Raw genomic sequence first — 14,898 nt, 5'->3', positions numbered from 1 at the left:
CCAAACTTCCCAATCAGCCGCACGCTGTTGGGAGGCTACAGTCGAATGGCGCTCTGATCAACTCTGCAACTCGGATGCCGTCTGACAGGGCTCTCGACGCACAATCTCTATGCCTTGGAGCGTCGCAACTGCCCACTCATTCCGCCTACCCATTCCTCGGCGTCTCGCCCCACCGCCCCCGCGACATTCCCAAACCCATCCCGCGCCAGCAGCGCGTCGAGCCCCCGGGCGATCTCGCCCGCGAGGCCGATGCCCTCGAAGACGATCGCGGTGTAGAGCTGGACGGCCGAGGCGCCGGCGCGGAACTTGGCGTAGGCGTCCTCGGCCGAGGCGATGCCGCCGACGCCGATCAGGGGCAGGCGGCCGCCGGTCAGACGGTACGCCTTCGCGAGGATCCGGGTGGAGCGCGCGAAGAGCGGCCGCCCGGAGAGGCCGCCGGCCTCGGCCTTGCGCGGATCGCTCAGCCCGTCGCGCGAGAGGGTGGTGTTGGTCGCGATCAGCGCGGCGACGCTGCGCGCCTCGGCCACCTCGCAGATCTCGGCGAGTTCCGCGTCGGTCAGGTCCGGCGCGATCTTGAGGAAGATCGGCACCGGCCGGGCGAGATCCGCGTTCGCCGCCATCACGCCGCCGAGCAGCGCGTCGAGCGCGGCGCGGCCCTGCAGGTCGCGCAGCTTCTCGGTATTGGGCGAGGAGACGTTGACGGTGGCGAAATCCACATGCGGCCCGGCGAGGCTCAGCACCTTCGCGAAATCCGCCGCGCGGTCGGTGCTCGTCTTGTTGGCGCCGAGATTGAGGCCGATCACCGCGCCCGCCGGGCGCCGGGCGAGGCGCGCGGCGATGGCCTCCGCGCCGTCGTTGTTGAAGCCGAAGCGGTTGATCGCCGCGCGGTCCGCGTCGAGCCGGAAGAGCCGCGGGCGCGGGTTGCCGGGCTGGGGCAGGGGCGTCGCCGCGCCGACCTCGAGAAAACCGAAACCGGTCCGCGCGAGCGGTGCCAGCGCCGTCGCGTTCTTGTCGAAACCGGCGGCGAGCCCGACCGGGTTCGGCAGGTCGAGCCCGGCGAGCCGGGTCGTGAGCCGGGGGGAGGTCGGCGGCCCGCCGCGCGGGCCGAGGCCCGCGGCGAGCGCGCGGAGCGCGAGCCCGTGCGCGGTCTCGGGATCGGCGAGGCCGCGCAGCAGCGCGGTCCCGATGCGGTCGCTCAGGCCCATGCGGTGGTCAGGCGCATGTCGGCTCGACCGGGAGCTGGCGCTCGGCCGGGTCGTCGGGCAGGTCGCGCGACCAGTGCACGTCCGAAAGCTCGAGGTCGCGATAGAGATGCGGGAAGAGATCCCCGCCCCGCGACGGCTCCCAGCGCAGCCAGGGGCCGCCGAGCGAGGCCTTCATCGCGACGAGGACGAGCCCGGTATCGCCGGCGAAATGGCGGCGGAGCGTCTCCGGCAGCTGCGTGGCGGTCGAGAAATGCACGAATCCGTCCGAACGGTCCACGGCGGAACCCGGCGTGGTGCCGTTCTCGACCAGGTCGGCCCATTCGGGCGCGCGGAAGACCTTGAAGATCAGCATGGTTCCCGATCCATGGCGCGGTCGGGCGGCGGCGTCAACATCGTTCGCGCCCTCAGCCCTGCGGCGTCATCACTTCGCGGGCCCGCGCGCGCTGCAGCCCGAGCCGGCGTTCGCGCCAGATGATGAAGAGCCCGGCGATCACGATCAGCGCCGCGCCGGCGAGCGTGGTCGAGGTCGGGACTTCCGCGAAGACGAAGTAGCCGAGCGCGATCGCGAGCAGCATCGAGGTGTATTCGAACGGCGCCACCACGCTCGCCTCCGCGTGGCGGTAGCTCTCGGTCAGCAGGATCTGCCCGACGCCGCCGACGAGCCCCGCCCCCACGAGCAGCGCCGCGGCGCGCGGATCCGGAAGCACCCAGCCGAAGGGGAGCGTGAGCAGGCCCACGATCGCGCCGGTCACCGAGAAGTAGAAGACGATCGCCGCCGTCTGTTCCGAATGGACGAGCTTGCGGATGAAGACCTGCGCCAGCGCCGCGAAGACCGCCGCGCCGAGCGCCAGCACCGCGCCGAGCGTCTGCGTCGGCGTGGCGCCCCCGGCGCCGAGCGTGAGCCGCGGCCAGAGCACGATCAGCACCCCGGCGAGGCCGAGGGCGACCGCCCCGAGCCGGAAGGCGCGGACCTGCTCGCCGAGAAACATCGCGGCGAAGACGACGACGAGCAGCGGCGCGGCGTAGCCGAGCGCGGTCGCCTCCGGCAGCGGCAGCAGGCCGAGCGCGGCGAAGACCAGCATCATCGAGGTGGTGCCGGCGATCCCGCGCCAGGCATGGCCCATCGGGCTCACGGTCGCGAGCCCGTGGCGCAGGTCCCCCCGCGCCACGAGCCAGATCAGGATGACCGGGATCGCGAAGAACGACCGGAAGAAGACCGCCTGGCCGGAAGGCACCTCGGCCGCCGTCGACTTGATGAAGGTGGCCATCAGCGTGAAGCAGGTGACGGAGGCGATCTTGCAGGCGATGCCGCGGAGCGGGCCGGTCATTCGACGTCTTTCATCTCTGGGAAGCTGGCACGCGGGACCCCGCGGACCGGGCGGCCGTCAGCCGAGATGCCCCTCCGCCTTCGCCCAGGCCTCGGTCGCGTCGAGCGCCGCCTCGACCGGGGCGAAGAGCTCGTCGATCTCCTCCTCGGTGATGACCATCGGCGGGCAGAAGGCGATCGAGTCGACGATCGGGCGCACGATCACCCCGCGTTCGAGCAGCTCCTGCGCGAGCCGGGGGCCGAGCTTGCCGGGTGTGGCGAAGCCCTTCGGCGACTTCCCGGGCGCGAGTTCCAGCGCGCCGACGAGGCCGGTGTGGCGCGCCTCGCCGACCAGCGGATGCCCGGCGAGCCGGTCGAGATGCGCGGCGAAGCGCGGCGCGAGCGCGCGGACCCGGCCCGGCGCGTCGATCCGGTGGTAGATCTCGAGCGTCTTGATCCCGACCGCGCAGCCCACGGGGTGGCCGCCATAGGTGTAGCCGTGGCCGAAGGTGCCGATCTCGCCCGTGTGCTTCTCGATCACCTCCGCCATGTCCTCGTTGATGCCGACCGCGGAGAGCGGCAGGTAGGAGCCGGTGAGCTGCTTCGCCATCGAATAGGACGTCGCATCATAGCCGAGCGTCTGCGCGCCGAACCACTGGCCGGTGCGTCCGAAGCCGCAGATCACCTCGTCCGAGATCATCAGGATGTCGTATTTGCGCGCCACCTCGGCCATCGCGGAGAAGTAGCCCTCCGGCGGGACGATCACCCCGCCCGCGCCCATGATCGGCTCGGCGATGAAGGCCGCGACCGTGTCCGGCCCCTCGGCGAGGATCATCTCCTCGAAATCGCGCACGATCCGGGCGGTGAACTCCGCCTCGGTCTCGCCGGGCTCCGCGCCCTTCCAGAAATGCGGCGTCGAAGTGTGCCTGATCCGCTCGACCGGCAGGTCGAAGTCGAGGTGGTTGTAAGGCAGGCCGGTGAGCGAGGCGGAGACGATGGTCGTGCCGTGATAGGCCTTCACCCGGCTGATGATCTTCTTCTTCTCGCGGCGGCCGAGCGCGTTGTTGTAGTACCAGGCCATCTTGATCTGGGTCTCGTTCGCCTCGGACCCGCTCGACTGGTAGAAGACGCGCGCGATCCGGCCGGGGGCGAGTTCCTTGATCTTCTCGGCCAGTTCCACCGCCGTCTCGTGGCTCTTGCCGGTGAAGAGGTGGTAGTAGGGCAGTTTCGCCATCTGCTCGCGCGCGGTCTCGACGAGTTCGGCGTTGTGGAAGCCGAGCCCGGCGCACCAGAGGCCGGAGAGCCCTTCGATATAGCTCTTGCCGGTCTCGTCATAGACGCGGATCCCCTCGCCGCGCTCGATCATCTGCACGCCGTTCGCGCGGAGCGCGACCGCGTTGGCATAGGGATGGAGCAGCGCCTCGGCGTCGCGCCTCTGCGAATTGGAGAGCGGATGGTTCATGGGGGCGCGCCTTGTTCCTGGAGGAGAAGGGATCGGGCGGAACCTAGGCCGGCGGGACGGGGAAGGCAACGGCGCGGGAGCGAGCGATGGTCAGAGCAGACCGCGGGGGCGCCGGAGCGGCGTCAGTCGCCCTTGCGGGAGGACCAGGGCAGGGGAACGACCGGGATGCCGTCCTCGATCAGGCCGCGCGCCTCGGCCGGGCGCGCCTCGCCGATGATCGGGCGGGCGGGCGCGTCGCCCTCGTGGATCCTGCGCGCCTCGGTGGCGAAGTTCCGTCCGACATTCTCGGAGCGCGCCTCGACGCGCGCGCGCAGTTCCGCGAGCGCCTGTTCGGCCGGCGAGGCGGGGGCCGAGAGGTCCGGCGCGGCGTCGCGGGCGCTCTCCCCGGACCGGGCGCCGATATTGGGCACCATCAGATCCTTCTCGACCTTGTCGCCGCCGCAGACCGGGCATGAGACGAGGCCGGCCGCGCTCAGCCGGTCGTAATCGGCGCCCGAGCCGAACCAGGACTCGAAACGGTGGGATTTGTCGCAACGCAGCGAAAAGCGGATCATCGAGGTGTGGCTCACGGGAAGCGGTCTTTCCTACTAGATATGTGACGCCGGGATGAAAACAATCTTCCTTCGGGATGGCCCTTCGAAATGATATGCGAGGGGAGAGAGCGCCCGGGAGAGACCGCCGCATGTCGAAGGCACTGGAAATCTGGCTCGCGCTCGCGGCCGGGGCGCTGATGGCGGCCGCGGTCGCCGTGCCGCTGCCGCCGCTGCTCGCCTTCGCGATCGGCGCGGTGCTCGCCTTCGCGCTGGCGCGCCTGCCGGGACGGCGGCGGGCGGTGAGCTTCGCGACGCCGGAGCCGGGCGCGGAGCCGCCGGGCGCCGCGGCCGTCGAGGCCGAGGCGCGGGAGAGCCGGGAGATGAGCTCGGCCTTCGCCCAGGACCTGGTCGAGCGCCTGCCGACGCCGCTTCTCATCATCGCCCAGGGCGGACGGATCAGCTTCGCCAATTCCGCCGCGCGGGCGGCGCTGCCCCGGATCCGGTCGGGCGAGCATTTCGCCGGCGTGATCCGCGCGCCCGCCTTCGTCGAGGCGGTGAATGCCACCTTCGCCGACGGCGGCGAGCGCACGATCGAATTCACGACGCTGCGCGATCAGGAGCGGTTCTTCGAGGCGCGGGTGGCGCGGCTGCCGGAGACCGGGAGCTTCGGGCCGGAGCGCCAGGTGATCGTGCGCGTCGACGACCGCACCCAGGCCCGGCGCGCCGAGCAGCAGCGCTCCGACTTCATCGCCAACGCGAGCCACGAACTCCGCACGCCGCTCGCCGCGATCATCGGCTATGTCGAGACGCTGCAGCATCACGCGCGCGACGATCCGGGCGCGCGCGAGCGGTTCCTCGGCATCATGGCGCGCGAGGCCGGACGGATGCGTCGCCTCGTCGACGATCTGCTCTCGCTCAGCCGGATCGAGATGCACGAGCATCTGCGCCCGAGCGAGCAGTGGTCGCTCAACCAGATCGCCTTCGAGAGCGCGACCGCGCTGCTGCCGGTGGCCGAGCAGCAGGGGGTGCATCTGCGCGTCGAGGTGCCGACGGGCGGGGCGCCGGTGGCCGGCGACCGCGACCAGCTCGCCCAGGTCTTCGCCAATCTCGTCGACAATGCGATGAAATACGGCGGCAAGGACGCGGTGGTCCGGGTCTTCGCCGCGCCGCCGAGCAAGGCCTTTCCGAACCGGGTCGGCATTTCCGTCTCCGACACCGGGCCGGGCATCCCGCGCGAGCACGTGCCCCGCCTGACCGAGCGTTTCTACCGCGTGAACGCGAGCCAGAGCCGCAACAAGGGCGGAACCGGCCTCGGCCTCGCCATCGTCAAGCATATCCTGAACCGCCATGGCGGCCGGCTCGAGATCGCCTCGGCCCCCGGCGAGGGCAGCGTCTTCACCGTCTGGCTGCGGCCGGCCGAGGCCGGACCGGCCGGGGAGGCGGTCGCGACCGAGGAGCGCGCGCCCGCCGAGGCCGATCAGCGGATCGCCTGAGGGAACCGGGGCGTCTCGAAAACGTCATGAAACTGTAACGCGGATGTCGTTGGCCGGGCTATACTCCCGGCCGATCGCGACGGCGATTCCCCGGGGTGCGACCGCGCGCGCCGGGACGGGAGAACGACCCGGGAACGGGCGAGACGGGAAATAGATGGCGCATATTGTGACGGCGTTCGACGAGGATCTGGTTCAGGTGCAGGCCCGGATCTCGGAAATGGGCGGGCTTTGCGAGGAACTGCTGTCGAAGTCGCTGGAATGCGTGCAGGCGCGTGACACCGACCTCGCCCGCGTGGTGATCGAGCGCGACCGGGCGCTCGACCTGATGGAGGTCGCGCTCGAGGAATCGGTCGTCAAGGTGATCGCGCTGCGCCAGCCGGTGGCGGCGGACCTGCGCGTGCTGATCGCCGCGATGAAGATCGCCTCGACGCTGGAGCGCATCGGCGACCTGTCGAAGAACATCGCCAAGCGCGCGATCCCGCTCTCGGCGGCGACCCATGGCCGGGTCACGACCTCGATCGTCCGGATGGGCCGCCAGACGCTGGTGCAGCTCTCGGACGTGCTGAACGCCCACGCGGCGCGCGACGTCGATCTCGCGGTGCAGATCTGGAACCAGGATTACGAGATCGACGAGATGTACAACGCCATCTTCCGCGAGGTGGTCACCTACATGGTCGAGGACAGCCGGCTGATCGGCATGGGCGCCCAGCTCATGTTCATCGCCAAGAACCTCGAGCGGATCGGCGACCACACCACCCATATCGCGGAGATGGTCTACTATATCGTGCGGGGCAAGCCGATCGGCGAGGAGCGCCCCAAGGGCGAGCCGGCCGGCGTCGACTTCATCCGCGCCTGAAACGGGAGACCGGGGAATCCATGTGCGCCAAGGTACTGATTGTCGAGGATGAGGAGGCGATCAGCGCGCTGCTGAGCTACAACCTCGAGAAGGAGGGGTTCGCGGTCTCCGTCGCCGCCGATGGCGACGACACGATGCTGACGGTCAAGGAGAACCGGCCCGACCTGATCCTGCTCGACTGGATGCTTCCGAACGTCTCGGGGATCGAGCTCTGCCGGCAGCTGCGCGGGCAGATGGACACGCGGGAGATCCCGGTCATCATGCTGACCGCCCGCGGCGAGGAGGAGGACCGCGTGCGCGGCCTCATGACCGGCGCGGACGACTACGTGACCAAGCCCTTCTCGATGTCCGAGCTCGTCGCGCGCATGCGCGCGGTGCTGCGCCGCGCCTCGCCCGCCGTCGCGGGCGACGTGGCGAGCTTCGCCGACATCGTGCTCGACCGCCAGCTCTGCCGGGTCCGGCGGGGCGAGCGCGACGTGCATCTCGGCCCGACCGAGTTCCGCCTGCTCGACGTGCTGATGCAGCGGCCGGGGCGGGTCTTCTCGCGCGAGCAGCTGCTCGACCGGGTCTGGGGGCAGGACGTCTATGTCGAGAGCCGGACCGTCGACGTCCATGTCGGGCGGCTTCGCAAGGCGCTGAACCGGCGCGGCGACAAGGATCCGATCCGCACGGTGCGCTCCAGCGGCTACGCGCTCGACGAGACCTATACCGGGTGAGGTAGGGCGGACCGGGGCGCCACGGCGTAGGGCGGACATTTGTCCGCCTTACCCTGCGTCGCGCGGGAACGCCCCGGGCGCTCCCGCGTCCGAGGCTCAGGCCGGCAGCTTGCCGCTCTGCTTCGCGATATGGGTCGCGATCGCGTCCATCAGCGGCGGCGAGAGGCAGTCGTAGGGCTCGAGCCCGAGTTCGCGCAGCCGGCCGCGGATCCCGTCCATCTTCGACGGGTCGAACCCCTGCTCGATGATCGAGGAGACGAAGGCGGCGAATTCGGGCGGGGACCAGCCGGATTCCGAGCTGAGCTCGGTATGGACGAAATCGAGCCCGTAGAAGGGATGGCCGGTATTCTCGATCCGGCCGTACATGTGCACGCCGCATTCCTTGCAGGCATGGCGCTGGATCGTGGCGCTTTCGTCGACGATCATCAGCTTGTCGGCGTTCTCGGTGACCTGGACCTGATCCTTCCCGACCACGGCGATCTGGGCGAAGATCGCGCCGGCGGGCTTCCAGCATTTGGAGCAGCCGCAGACGTGGTTATGCGCGGTCTGCGCGCCGATCTTCACCTTGACCGGGTTGGTCGCGCATTTGCAGGTCAGGGTTCCGCCCGAGAAGCCGGCGGTGGCCGGGGGGAAGCCGTTGTCGACCGAGGGGTGGATCTTCACACCCGAATAGCTCGGTGCCGGGGGACGCGGCGCCTCGGTGGTGGTGGCGCCGCCGCCGCCGAAGATACTTGCAAGCAGTCCCATGTGGGTTCTCCCTCCTGGTGTCGTCGTTGAACCCGACGCTGCGCCCCGGGTTTTGTGAAATCAATTGCCAATAGGTCGCGAGCCGGGCGGTCAGGCCCGCTCGCGCGAAATGCTGGTCTTGACCCACTGCAGCACCGCCTGGAGCCGGTGCAGTTCCAGGGGTTTGTGCAGGAGCGTGATGTCCTCGCGCGCGGCCGCGGCGCGCAGTTCGGTGCCGCGGTCGGCCGAGACGATGACGGCGGGGATCGGCCCGTGCGCCGCGCGCAGCCGCTGGATCGCGGCGAGGCCGGTCTCGCCGTCGTCGAGCAGGTAGTCGGCGATGATCACGTCCGGCGCGGTGCCGAGATCGTCGACCAGCGCCTCGGCGCCCGCGATGTCGCGCGCTTCGAGCGGGCTCGTGCCCCAGTCCTCGAGCAGCGCGATCATGCCCGCGCGCACGGCGTCGTCGTTCTCGATTACCATGGCGATCAGATCGTCGAGCAGGGGGCCGCGGTGATTGCCGCGCTCCTCGTCCTCCTCCGCCGCCGTGGCGGGCTCGGCGACCGGCACCGAGACGCCGAAGCGGGTGCCGCGGCCCACCTCGCTGTCGAGCGAGAGCGGGTGATCGAGCAGCGCGCAGGCGCGTTCCACGATCGCGAGGCCGAGCCCCATGCCCTGCGGCGTGCCCGGCGAATGCTCGAGCCGGACGAATTCGTCGAAGATCTCCGCGCGCCGGTCGGGCGGAATGCCGGGGCCGGTGTCGCAGATCAGGAAGCGCAGGCGGTCGCCGCGCCGGACCGCGCCGACCACGACCTTGCCCTGCTTGGTGTAGCGCAGCGCGTTGACGACGAGGTTCTGCAGGATCCGCCGCAGATAGGCAGGATCGCTCTCGACCCAGAGCGAGCAGGGGATCACGCGGAGTTCCAGCCCCCGCTCGCGCGCGAGGCCCTGGAACTCCTGGTCGATCGAGCGCAGGAGCGGCGCCACCGGCATCACGGTCACCTCGGTCGAGGCCTTGCCGATATCGAGGTTCGAGATGTCGAGCAGCGCGCCGAGGATCGTCTCCACGCTCTCGAAGGCGCTCCGGATGCGGTCGGCGATGCCGCGCTGCTCCGCGTCGAGTTCGGTATGGGTGAGCGAGGAGACGAAGAGCTTCGCCGCGTTCAGCGGCTGGAGCAGGTCGTGGCTGGAACTCGCGACGAAGCGCGATTTCGACGCGTTCGCCCGCTCCGCCTCGTCGCGCGCGGCCTCGAGCTCGCGGGTGCGCGCTGCGACGCGCTGCTCCAGCGTCTCGTTGGCGTGGTGCATCGCGGCCACCGCCTCGCGCTCGGCGGTCATGTCGGTGAAGCTGATCACGAAGCCCCGGTCCGGCATCTCCTGGCAGAAGACGTCGAGCACCGCGCCGTCGCTGCGCCGCAGTTCGAGCGACAGCGGCCCGCCGCGCTCGTCCCGCTCGACCCAGGCTCCGAGCGCCTCGAGCTGGGCGGCGGGCAGGAAGCGGGCGCCCGCGGACATGTAGTCGAGCAGCCCGCGGAAATCGGCCCCCGCCTGGGTGAACTGCAGCGGCAGCGAGGCCAGCCGGCGCAGCCGCTGGTTGCAGCCGGCGAGCCGGCGCTGGGCATCGAAGATCGCGACGCCCTGGGTGATGTGGTCGAGCGTCGCGCGCAGGAGCCGGGCCTGGTCGTCGAGCAGCCGGTCGCGTTCCTCCCGCTCGCGCCGGACCATGTCGGTCACGTCGGTCTGCAGCACGGCGGTGCCGTCCGAGGGGGTGCGATAGGCGCTGACCTGCAGCCAGCGATCGTTGATGAGCCCGACGAGGAATACGATCCGGGGGCTCCGGTGGTCCTTCAGGCGCTGCCGCGCCCATTCCTCGCGGCTCTCGTCGTCCTCGACCTGCAGATGCTCGCTCCGCGAGACCATCCGCACGTAATCGACGAACTTCAGCCCCGGCCCGAGCCTGGGCGCGACATCGGGAAGCTGCGCCGAGAAGCGGCTGTTGCACAGGATCAGCGCGTCGTCCTGGCCGAACAGCGCGAATCCCTCCTGCACCGCCTCGATCGCGTCGTAGAGATCGTTGCGCGCCTGCTCCGCCTCCTGACGCGCGACGTTGAGCCGCGCGTTGGCGATCGAGAGCATCTTCATCGTGTCGTCGAGATCCTTGGTGCGGGCGCGCACCTGTTCCTCGAGCGCGGCGGCGAGCTGGAACTGGGTATAGCCCGCGCCGCCGCCCTCGGCGATCTCGCGCTCGATCCGCTCCATCAGCACGTCGGCGATGCGGCGGAGCTTGCGGTTCTCGGTCGCGAGGTCGTCCGCCGGATCGAGCAGCAGCGGTTTCATCTGTCTTCCCCGAGGGGCGGGTAGATCGCGACGCCCGTGAAGGTCTGGTTCACGTGCAGCATGTTGAGCTGCTCGCCATAGGTGTTGAAGCCGACCACGTTGTGGCGCGCGAGCGTCCGCGACATCACGCCCTTCACCTGCGTCTCCTCGATCTCGAGGCGGCGGAGGATGCATTCGCAGGCGATGATCGCCTCGGGCGGGCCGTCGGGGGAGAGCGCGTCGAGCGAGCGTTCGAGATGGGCGGCGATCTCCTGGCCCTCGGCCAGCGTCAGCACCTGGCCCTGGTCGACGGCGGAGAAGAGCTTCAGGTCGCCGTTCGGCTCCACCTGCTGGATCGCGCAGACATGATGCGTGCCGCCGATGCGGACCACCACCGGATGCGCGGCGAAGATGAAGGGCGAGAGCTGGTCCGGATCGCGGCCGAGCGCGCGGGCATAGGCGCGCGCCGCGGGTTCGGCGTTGATCTCCATCACCAGCCGGCGCGCCGGATCGGCGGCGGTCACGACCATGCGCTGCTCGGTCGGCAGCAGATGGTCGAAGCGGAAGACCTTGACCCGGCAGTTGGTGCGGATGAAGGCGAGCACCGCGGTGTTGGAACGGAAGGCGCCGTCGGCGAGCACGAAGGTGCGCTCGAAATTCACCCCGTCCGCCGCCGAGCCGCCGAAGAGCGGCGCGCCGCCGAGCGCGGGGCCGAGGGCGGAGACGAACTGCTCCTCCCGGAGCGAGAGCCCGTCGGAGAGCAGGAAGGCGAATTCGTTCGGCCAGGTCGGCACGCTGCCCGCGAGGCCGTTGCGCAGGCGCAGCACCTCCTGGATCGAGACATGCCGCGGGAACTGCTCGAGATCGGGGATCATCAGCGTCTGCGCGCGGAAATTCGCCGCCGGCAGCGCCACGGCGACGATCGCCCCGTCGAGATAGCCGGTGACGCCGATCTCCCCCGCCGTGGTCGCCCCGATCACCACCTGGCCGGGGAATTCGCGCATCACGGCGGCCGAGATCGCGTCGGTCGAGCGGTTCGACGAGACGAGGAGGATGACGAGGGCGAAGGGGCCGGGGCCGAGCGCGCGCCGGACCTCCGCCACGGCGGCGAAATCGTCGCCGCGGAGCGACTGCGCGCGGCGAACGCGCCCGCTCGCCTCGTTCGATCTATCCTCAGCGAGGCCGAGCAGCTCTCCCATCCGTCGAATCTAGTCGCCCTTGTTGTCGGAGCGCAAGATCGAGGCGAAGCTCGCCTTGTTGGCGACGAGGACGGCCTGGGTCCGGCTCTGCGCGCCGAGCTTGCGCAGGATCGCGGTGATATGCGCCTTGACCGTGGTCTCGGCGATCGAGAGTTCGTAGGCGATCTGCTTGTTCGGCTTGCCCTCGCAGACGAGGTCGAGGATGCGCGCCTGCTGCGCCGTCAGGTCGGAGAGCCGCGCGGCGGGATCGACCGCCTTGGCGGCGGAGGTCGGCGCCTTCGGCGGCACGTAGCTGTCCGGCGTGAAGGTCTCGCCCGCCCAGATCTGGCTGAAGGCCTTCACGAAGACCTCGCGCGCGGAATGCTTCGGGATGAAGCCCGCCGCGCCCGCCTGGATCACCGAGGTGATGATCCGGCTGTCCTGGAAGGAGGAGACGACGATCACCGGGATGCCCGGCGCGGCCGATTTCAGCCGCACCAGCCCGTCGAGTCCGGCGACGTCGGGCAGGTTCAGGTCGAGCAGGATGGCATCCGGGGCCTCCCCCGCGCGGAGCTTCGAGAGCCCGTCGGCGAGGCAGTTCGCCATGGTAATGGTCGAGACGCCGAGCGCCCCGGTCAGGGTCATGGCGAGGGCTTCGCAGAACAGAGGATGATCATCGACCACCATCACATGCTGCGCGCCCTGACCCGGAGGATTCGTCAAAGAAATCACGGCGGACCGCATGCGGGGATCCTCAAGTCAATGCCGCGTGATGCTAGCATCGACGTCTCCCGCGATGATATTAGACCAAAGGTGAAGACAGCCGGGCCCGGGGCGGCGGCGCGCGGCCCCGCCTCGGTTGTCGCATTTCGTGTCAGGATCGTCGTCATGATCGGCTGGCCTGGCGCCCACGCGAGTGTGTGCCGGGCCAGCTTGAACCTTTTCGGCGCGCGCGCCAAGACGGCACACAGACAAAGGTGCGAGATTCGCGCGACGCGGATTGTCGCCCGGCGCCCGGCGGCTAAACTCCGGCGCAAAGACTTCGCACCGTCGCGGGGGCCGGCCGGCGCCGCGGCGAATGATCTCGCGGGAGGAATTTCGGATGACAGGTCCAACGGGACGGGGGGCGCGGCTCGGTGTCGCCGCGCTCGCGCTGGCGCTTCTGGCGCGGGGGGCGCTCGCCGGCGAGGCGCAGGACCGCCTCTTCGCGCTCGGCGCGCTCGACGAGGTGAGGACCGGCGAGACGCTCGTCTACGACTTCTCGCGCGAGGGCGCCTATTCCGGCGACAAGCTCGACAAGATCGCCCATGGCGAGGCGCGGCTCACGGTCGAGCCGGGCGAGGAGGCCGGCAAGCGCGCCGCCGTGGCGCTGGTGCGCGACGGCGACAAGCTGATCGCGAATTTCGATCCGTTCCCGGCGGACGCGGGCAATCCGATGTTCATGGTCTTCATGGAGGAGGCCGTCGCCACGATGTCGAAACTGACCGGCGGCAGTTCCTTCTACATCCGCAACCGGATGCGCGAGGCGCTCGGCGCGCAGGACGCGGTGGAGGAGACGACGGTCGCCTACGAAGGGCGCGAGGTGCCGGCGCGGGTGCTGACCTTCCAGCCCTTCCTGAGCGACAGGAACGCCGACAAGATGGGGCCGGCCTTCGTCGATCTCACGATCCGCTTCACGATGAGCGACGAGATCCCGGGCGAATTCGCCCGGATGGAGGCGGTGACCGGCCCGGACGCCGCGGCGCCCGACGCGGCGAGGGCCGGGGGGGCGGCGAAGCCGGAGGCGCCGCCGCTCATGGACCTCAGCCTGACGCTCTCGAAGATCGAGGAGGGGTGAGATGCGCGGCTCCGCGGTGATCCTCGCGGCCGTGGCCTTCGCCGCCGCCCCGGCCCTCGCCCAGCAGGTCGGGGCGCCGCTTCCGGAGGCGGACAGCGGCGCGGCGCTCGTCAACGACTACCCGACCGAGGCGCGGGCCGATTACGTCTTCGTCTGCATGGCGACCAACGGGCAGACGCGGGAGGCGCTGCGGCGCTGCTCCTGCTCGATCGACGTGATCGCCTCGATCATCCCTTACGAGAAATACGTCGACGCCGAGACGGTGCTGGCGATGCGCCAGGTCGCGGGCGAGCGCGTGGGGATGATGCGCACGGCGCCGGTCGCGAACGATTTCGTCCGCGACCTGAAGCGGGCGCAGGCCGAGGGCGATGTGCGCTGCTTCTGAGCGGCGCGGCTCAGCTGCCGAGCGGGAAGCTGCCCTCGAACGCCTGCCCGTCGGTGTCATGCGCGCGGACGCTGAGCGACTCGTCGCCGCCGCCGTCGACATAGCGGAAGCGGAAGGTCGGATCCTCGCTGATCGAGATCCCGCCCTCCATCCGGAACAAGAGATCGGGGCCCTGGCTCACCTCCAGCGTGTCGATGAAGCGCGCCGGCACGAAGAGATGGGTGACCTGGTTGCGCTGCAGACCGGAATAGTTCGGATGGCGCAGCATCACCTGCGCCTCGCGCCGGGTCCCGACGGCGGCGGGTTCCTCCGAATACCAGCGCGTCTTCATCTGGCCGAGCGCGGCCAGCGCGGCGGTGGCGTCCTTGGAGGCGGGCGCGGAGCAGCCGCCGGCGGCGCGCACGTAGCGCCCCGTCATCAGCAGCGCCCCGTCCTCGGTCTCCGCGATCGCGCGCACGTTGGAATAGGCGTTGACCCGGATCCGCGTCTCGAGGTCGAGCGGATCCATCGCCGGCCCGAAGGTGAAGGTGGCGACGACCGGCGAGGGATTCTCGTCCACGACGAGCGTGAGCTTCGCGATCCGCGGCGTGCCCGGCTTCTGGACGATATGGACCGGCACGGTCGCCGCGTCCTCCGCCCGGAACGGCGCGTCGAGCGTGAAGAGACCGGCGCCGTCGCGGATCTCGCCCGGGCCGAGGACATCGCCGCGCATCTCGTCCCAGGCCTCGCTTGGCCGCATCGTGGTGTCGCGCCCCTGATCCGCCGTCTCGGCGTGGACCGGCGCGACGGCCAGCACGAGGACCGCGGCGACGGGTGCGAAGAGGCGCGAAAGGCTGAAATCTGTCATGGCGGGCTCCCTCCCCCGAAGCGGGGGAGAGCATACAC

Annotated in this window: 15 protein-coding genes; 5 read left to right on the top strand and 10 right to left on the bottom strand. The window is 70.3% G+C overall.

Features of this window, described 5'->3' with window-relative positions; translation table 11 throughout:
* Positions 1–107 precede the first annotated feature (107 nt).
* The 5 genes from FJM51_RS06960 to FJM51_RS06940 all read right to left on the bottom strand — a co-directional run bounded on the left by FJM51_RS06960 (position 108) and on the right by FJM51_RS06940 (position 4,527).
* Positions 108–1,205, bottom strand: coding sequence for a quinone-dependent dihydroorotate dehydrogenase (locus FJM51_RS06960; RefSeq protein WP_140453400.1), 1,098 nt, complete (start codon positions 1,203–1,205; stop codon positions 108–110).
* A gap of 7 nt (positions 1,206–1,212) precedes the next feature.
* Complete coding sequence (locus FJM51_RS06955) at positions 1,213–1,557, bottom strand: DUF952 domain-containing protein (protein ID WP_140453399.1); 345 nt, start codon at positions 1,555–1,557, stop codon at positions 1,213–1,215.
* Positions 1,558–1,609: 52 nt separating this feature from the next.
* Positions 1,610–2,533, bottom strand: a complete 924-nt coding sequence (locus FJM51_RS06950) for a DMT family transporter (protein WP_140453398.1) — start codon at positions 2,531–2,533, stop codon at positions 1,610–1,612.
* 57 nt (positions 2,534–2,590) lie between these two features.
* Positions 2,591–3,973 (bottom strand): aminotransferase, encoded by a 1,383-nt coding sequence (locus FJM51_RS06945; protein ID WP_140453397.1) that lies wholly within the window; start codon positions 3,971–3,973, stop codon positions 2,591–2,593.
* Between the two features lie 122 nt (positions 3,974–4,095).
* The gene (locus tag FJM51_RS06940) at positions 4,096–4,527 is read right to left on the bottom strand and encodes a DUF1178 family protein (protein ID WP_140453517.1); all 432 of its coding nucleotides are present in this window, start codon (positions 4,525–4,527) and stop codon (positions 4,096–4,098) included.
* 128 nt (positions 4,528–4,655) lie between these two features.
* Here FJM51_RS06940 and FJM51_RS06935 point away from each other — a divergent pair, with 128 nt between their 5' ends.
* The 3 genes from FJM51_RS06935 to phoB all read left to right on the top strand — a co-directional run bounded on the left by FJM51_RS06935 (position 4,656) and on the right by phoB (position 7,571).
* A complete protein-coding gene (locus FJM51_RS06935) occupies positions 4,656–5,999 on the top strand; it encodes a sensor histidine kinase (protein ID WP_181164470.1) in 1,344 nt (447 codons plus the stop codon).
* Positions 6,000–6,153: 154 nt separating this feature from the next.
* Positions 6,154–6,855, top strand: a complete 702-nt coding sequence (gene phoU, locus FJM51_RS06930; protein ID WP_140453395.1) for a phosphate signaling complex protein PhoU — start codon at positions 6,154–6,156, stop codon at positions 6,853–6,855.
* A gap of 20 nt (positions 6,856–6,875) precedes the next feature.
* Positions 6,876–7,571: a phosphate regulon transcriptional regulator PhoB gene (gene phoB / locus FJM51_RS06925; protein ID WP_140453394.1), complete on the top strand. Its 696-nt coding sequence runs from the start codon at positions 6,876–6,878 to the stop codon at positions 7,569–7,571.
* 96 nt (positions 7,572–7,667) lie between these two features.
* On the opposite strand, the gene gfa is transcribed toward phoB, so the two are convergent.
* From gfa to FJM51_RS06905, 4 genes are all read right to left on the bottom strand, one after another.
* Positions 7,668–8,318: an S-(hydroxymethyl)glutathione synthase gene (gene gfa / locus FJM51_RS06920; protein ID WP_140453393.1), complete on the bottom strand. Its 651-nt coding sequence runs from the start codon at positions 8,316–8,318 to the stop codon at positions 7,668–7,670.
* Between the two features lie 90 nt (positions 8,319–8,408).
* Entirely contained in the window at positions 8,409–10,634 is a 2,226-nt protein-coding gene (locus tag FJM51_RS06915; RefSeq protein WP_140453392.1) for a hybrid sensor histidine kinase/response regulator, read from the bottom strand.
* The gene (locus FJM51_RS06910) at positions 10,631–11,812 is read right to left on the bottom strand and encodes an FIST N-terminal domain-containing protein (RefSeq protein ID WP_140453391.1); all 1,182 of its coding nucleotides are present in this window, start codon (positions 11,810–11,812) and stop codon (positions 10,631–10,633) included. Before FJM51_RS06910 ends, FJM51_RS06915 begins: the two co-directional genes overlap by 4 nt.
* Before the next feature lie 9 nt (positions 11,813–11,821).
* Entirely contained in the window at positions 11,822–12,535 is a 714-nt protein-coding gene (locus FJM51_RS06905) for a response regulator (RefSeq protein ID WP_181164469.1), read from the bottom strand.
* Between the two features lie 358 nt (positions 12,536–12,893).
* On the opposite strand from FJM51_RS06905, the gene FJM51_RS06900 reads away from it, so the two are divergent.
* Together FJM51_RS06900 and FJM51_RS06895 are read left to right on the top strand one after the other, a co-directional pair.
* Complete coding sequence (locus tag FJM51_RS06900) at positions 12,894–13,628, top strand: hypothetical protein (RefSeq protein WP_140453390.1); 735 nt, start codon at positions 12,894–12,896, stop codon at positions 13,626–13,628.
* A 1-nt stretch (position 13,629) separates the two neighbouring features.
* Positions 13,630–14,013, top strand: a complete 384-nt coding sequence (locus tag FJM51_RS06895; protein WP_140453389.1) for a hypothetical protein — start codon at positions 13,630–13,632, stop codon at positions 14,011–14,013.
* 10 nt (positions 14,014–14,023) lie between these two features.
* Here the strand turns inward: FJM51_RS06895 and FJM51_RS06890 are convergent, their stop codons facing one another.
* Positions 14,024–14,860, bottom strand: a complete 837-nt coding sequence (locus tag FJM51_RS06890; protein ID WP_140453388.1) for a quinoprotein dehydrogenase-associated SoxYZ-like carrier — start codon at positions 14,858–14,860, stop codon at positions 14,024–14,026.
* Positions 14,861–14,898 lie beyond the last annotated feature (38 nt).

The organism is Amaricoccus solimangrovi, from assembly GCF_006385685.1.
Lineage (GTDB): Bacteria > Pseudomonadota > Alphaproteobacteria > Rhodobacterales > Rhodobacteraceae > Amaricoccus > Amaricoccus solimangrovi.
Note: the sequence above shows the minus strand (reverse complement) of the source record. Positions and strands in the feature narration are given on the sequence as shown.

Excerpts from the sequence above, each read along its gene's own strand:
- FJM51_RS06960 (WP_140453400.1), bottom strand. The coding sequence starts at position 1,205 with ATGGGCCTGAGCGACCGCATCGGGACCGCGCTGCTGCGCGGCCTCGCC.
- FJM51_RS06955 (WP_140453399.1), bottom strand. The coding sequence starts at position 1,557 with ATGCTGATCTTCAAGGTCTTCCGCGCGCCCGAATGGGCCGACCTGGTC.
- FJM51_RS06950 (WP_140453398.1), bottom strand. The coding sequence starts at position 2,533 with ATGACCGGCCCGCTCCGCGGCATCGCCTGCAAGATCGCCTCCGTCACC.
- FJM51_RS06945 (WP_140453397.1), bottom strand. The coding sequence starts at position 3,973 with ATGAACCATCCGCTCTCCAATTCGCAGAGGCGCGACGCCGAGGCGCTG.
- FJM51_RS06940 (WP_140453517.1), bottom strand. The coding sequence starts at position 4,527 with ATGATCCGCTTTTCGCTGCGTTGCGACAAATCCCACCGTTTCGAGTCC.
- FJM51_RS06935 (WP_181164470.1), top strand. The coding sequence starts at position 4,656 with ATGTCGAAGGCACTGGAAATCTGGCTCGCGCTCGCGGCCGGGGCGCTG.
- phoU (WP_140453395.1), top strand. The coding sequence starts at position 6,154 with ATGGCGCATATTGTGACGGCGTTCGACGAGGATCTGGTTCAGGTGCAG.
- phoB (WP_140453394.1), top strand. The coding sequence starts at position 6,876 with ATGTGCGCCAAGGTACTGATTGTCGAGGATGAGGAGGCGATCAGCGCG.
- gfa (WP_140453393.1), bottom strand. The coding sequence starts at position 8,318 with ATGGGACTGCTTGCAAGTATCTTCGGCGGCGGCGGCGCCACCACCACC.
- FJM51_RS06915 (WP_140453392.1), bottom strand. The coding sequence starts at position 10,634 with ATGAAACCGCTGCTGCTCGATCCGGCGGACGACCTCGCGACCGAGAAC.
- FJM51_RS06910 (WP_140453391.1), bottom strand. The coding sequence starts at position 11,812 with ATGGGAGAGCTGCTCGGCCTCGCTGAGGATAGATCGAACGAGGCGAGC.
- FJM51_RS06905 (WP_181164469.1), bottom strand. The coding sequence starts at position 12,535 with ATGCGGTCCGCCGTGATTTCTTTGACGAATCCTCCGGGTCAGGGCGCG.
- FJM51_RS06900 (WP_140453390.1), top strand. The coding sequence starts at position 12,894 with ATGACAGGTCCAACGGGACGGGGGGCGCGGCTCGGTGTCGCCGCGCTC.
- FJM51_RS06895 (WP_140453389.1), top strand. The coding sequence starts at position 13,630 with ATGCGCGGCTCCGCGGTGATCCTCGCGGCCGTGGCCTTCGCCGCCGCC.
- FJM51_RS06890 (WP_140453388.1), bottom strand. The coding sequence starts at position 14,860 with ATGACAGATTTCAGCCTTTCGCGCCTCTTCGCACCCGTCGCCGCGGTC.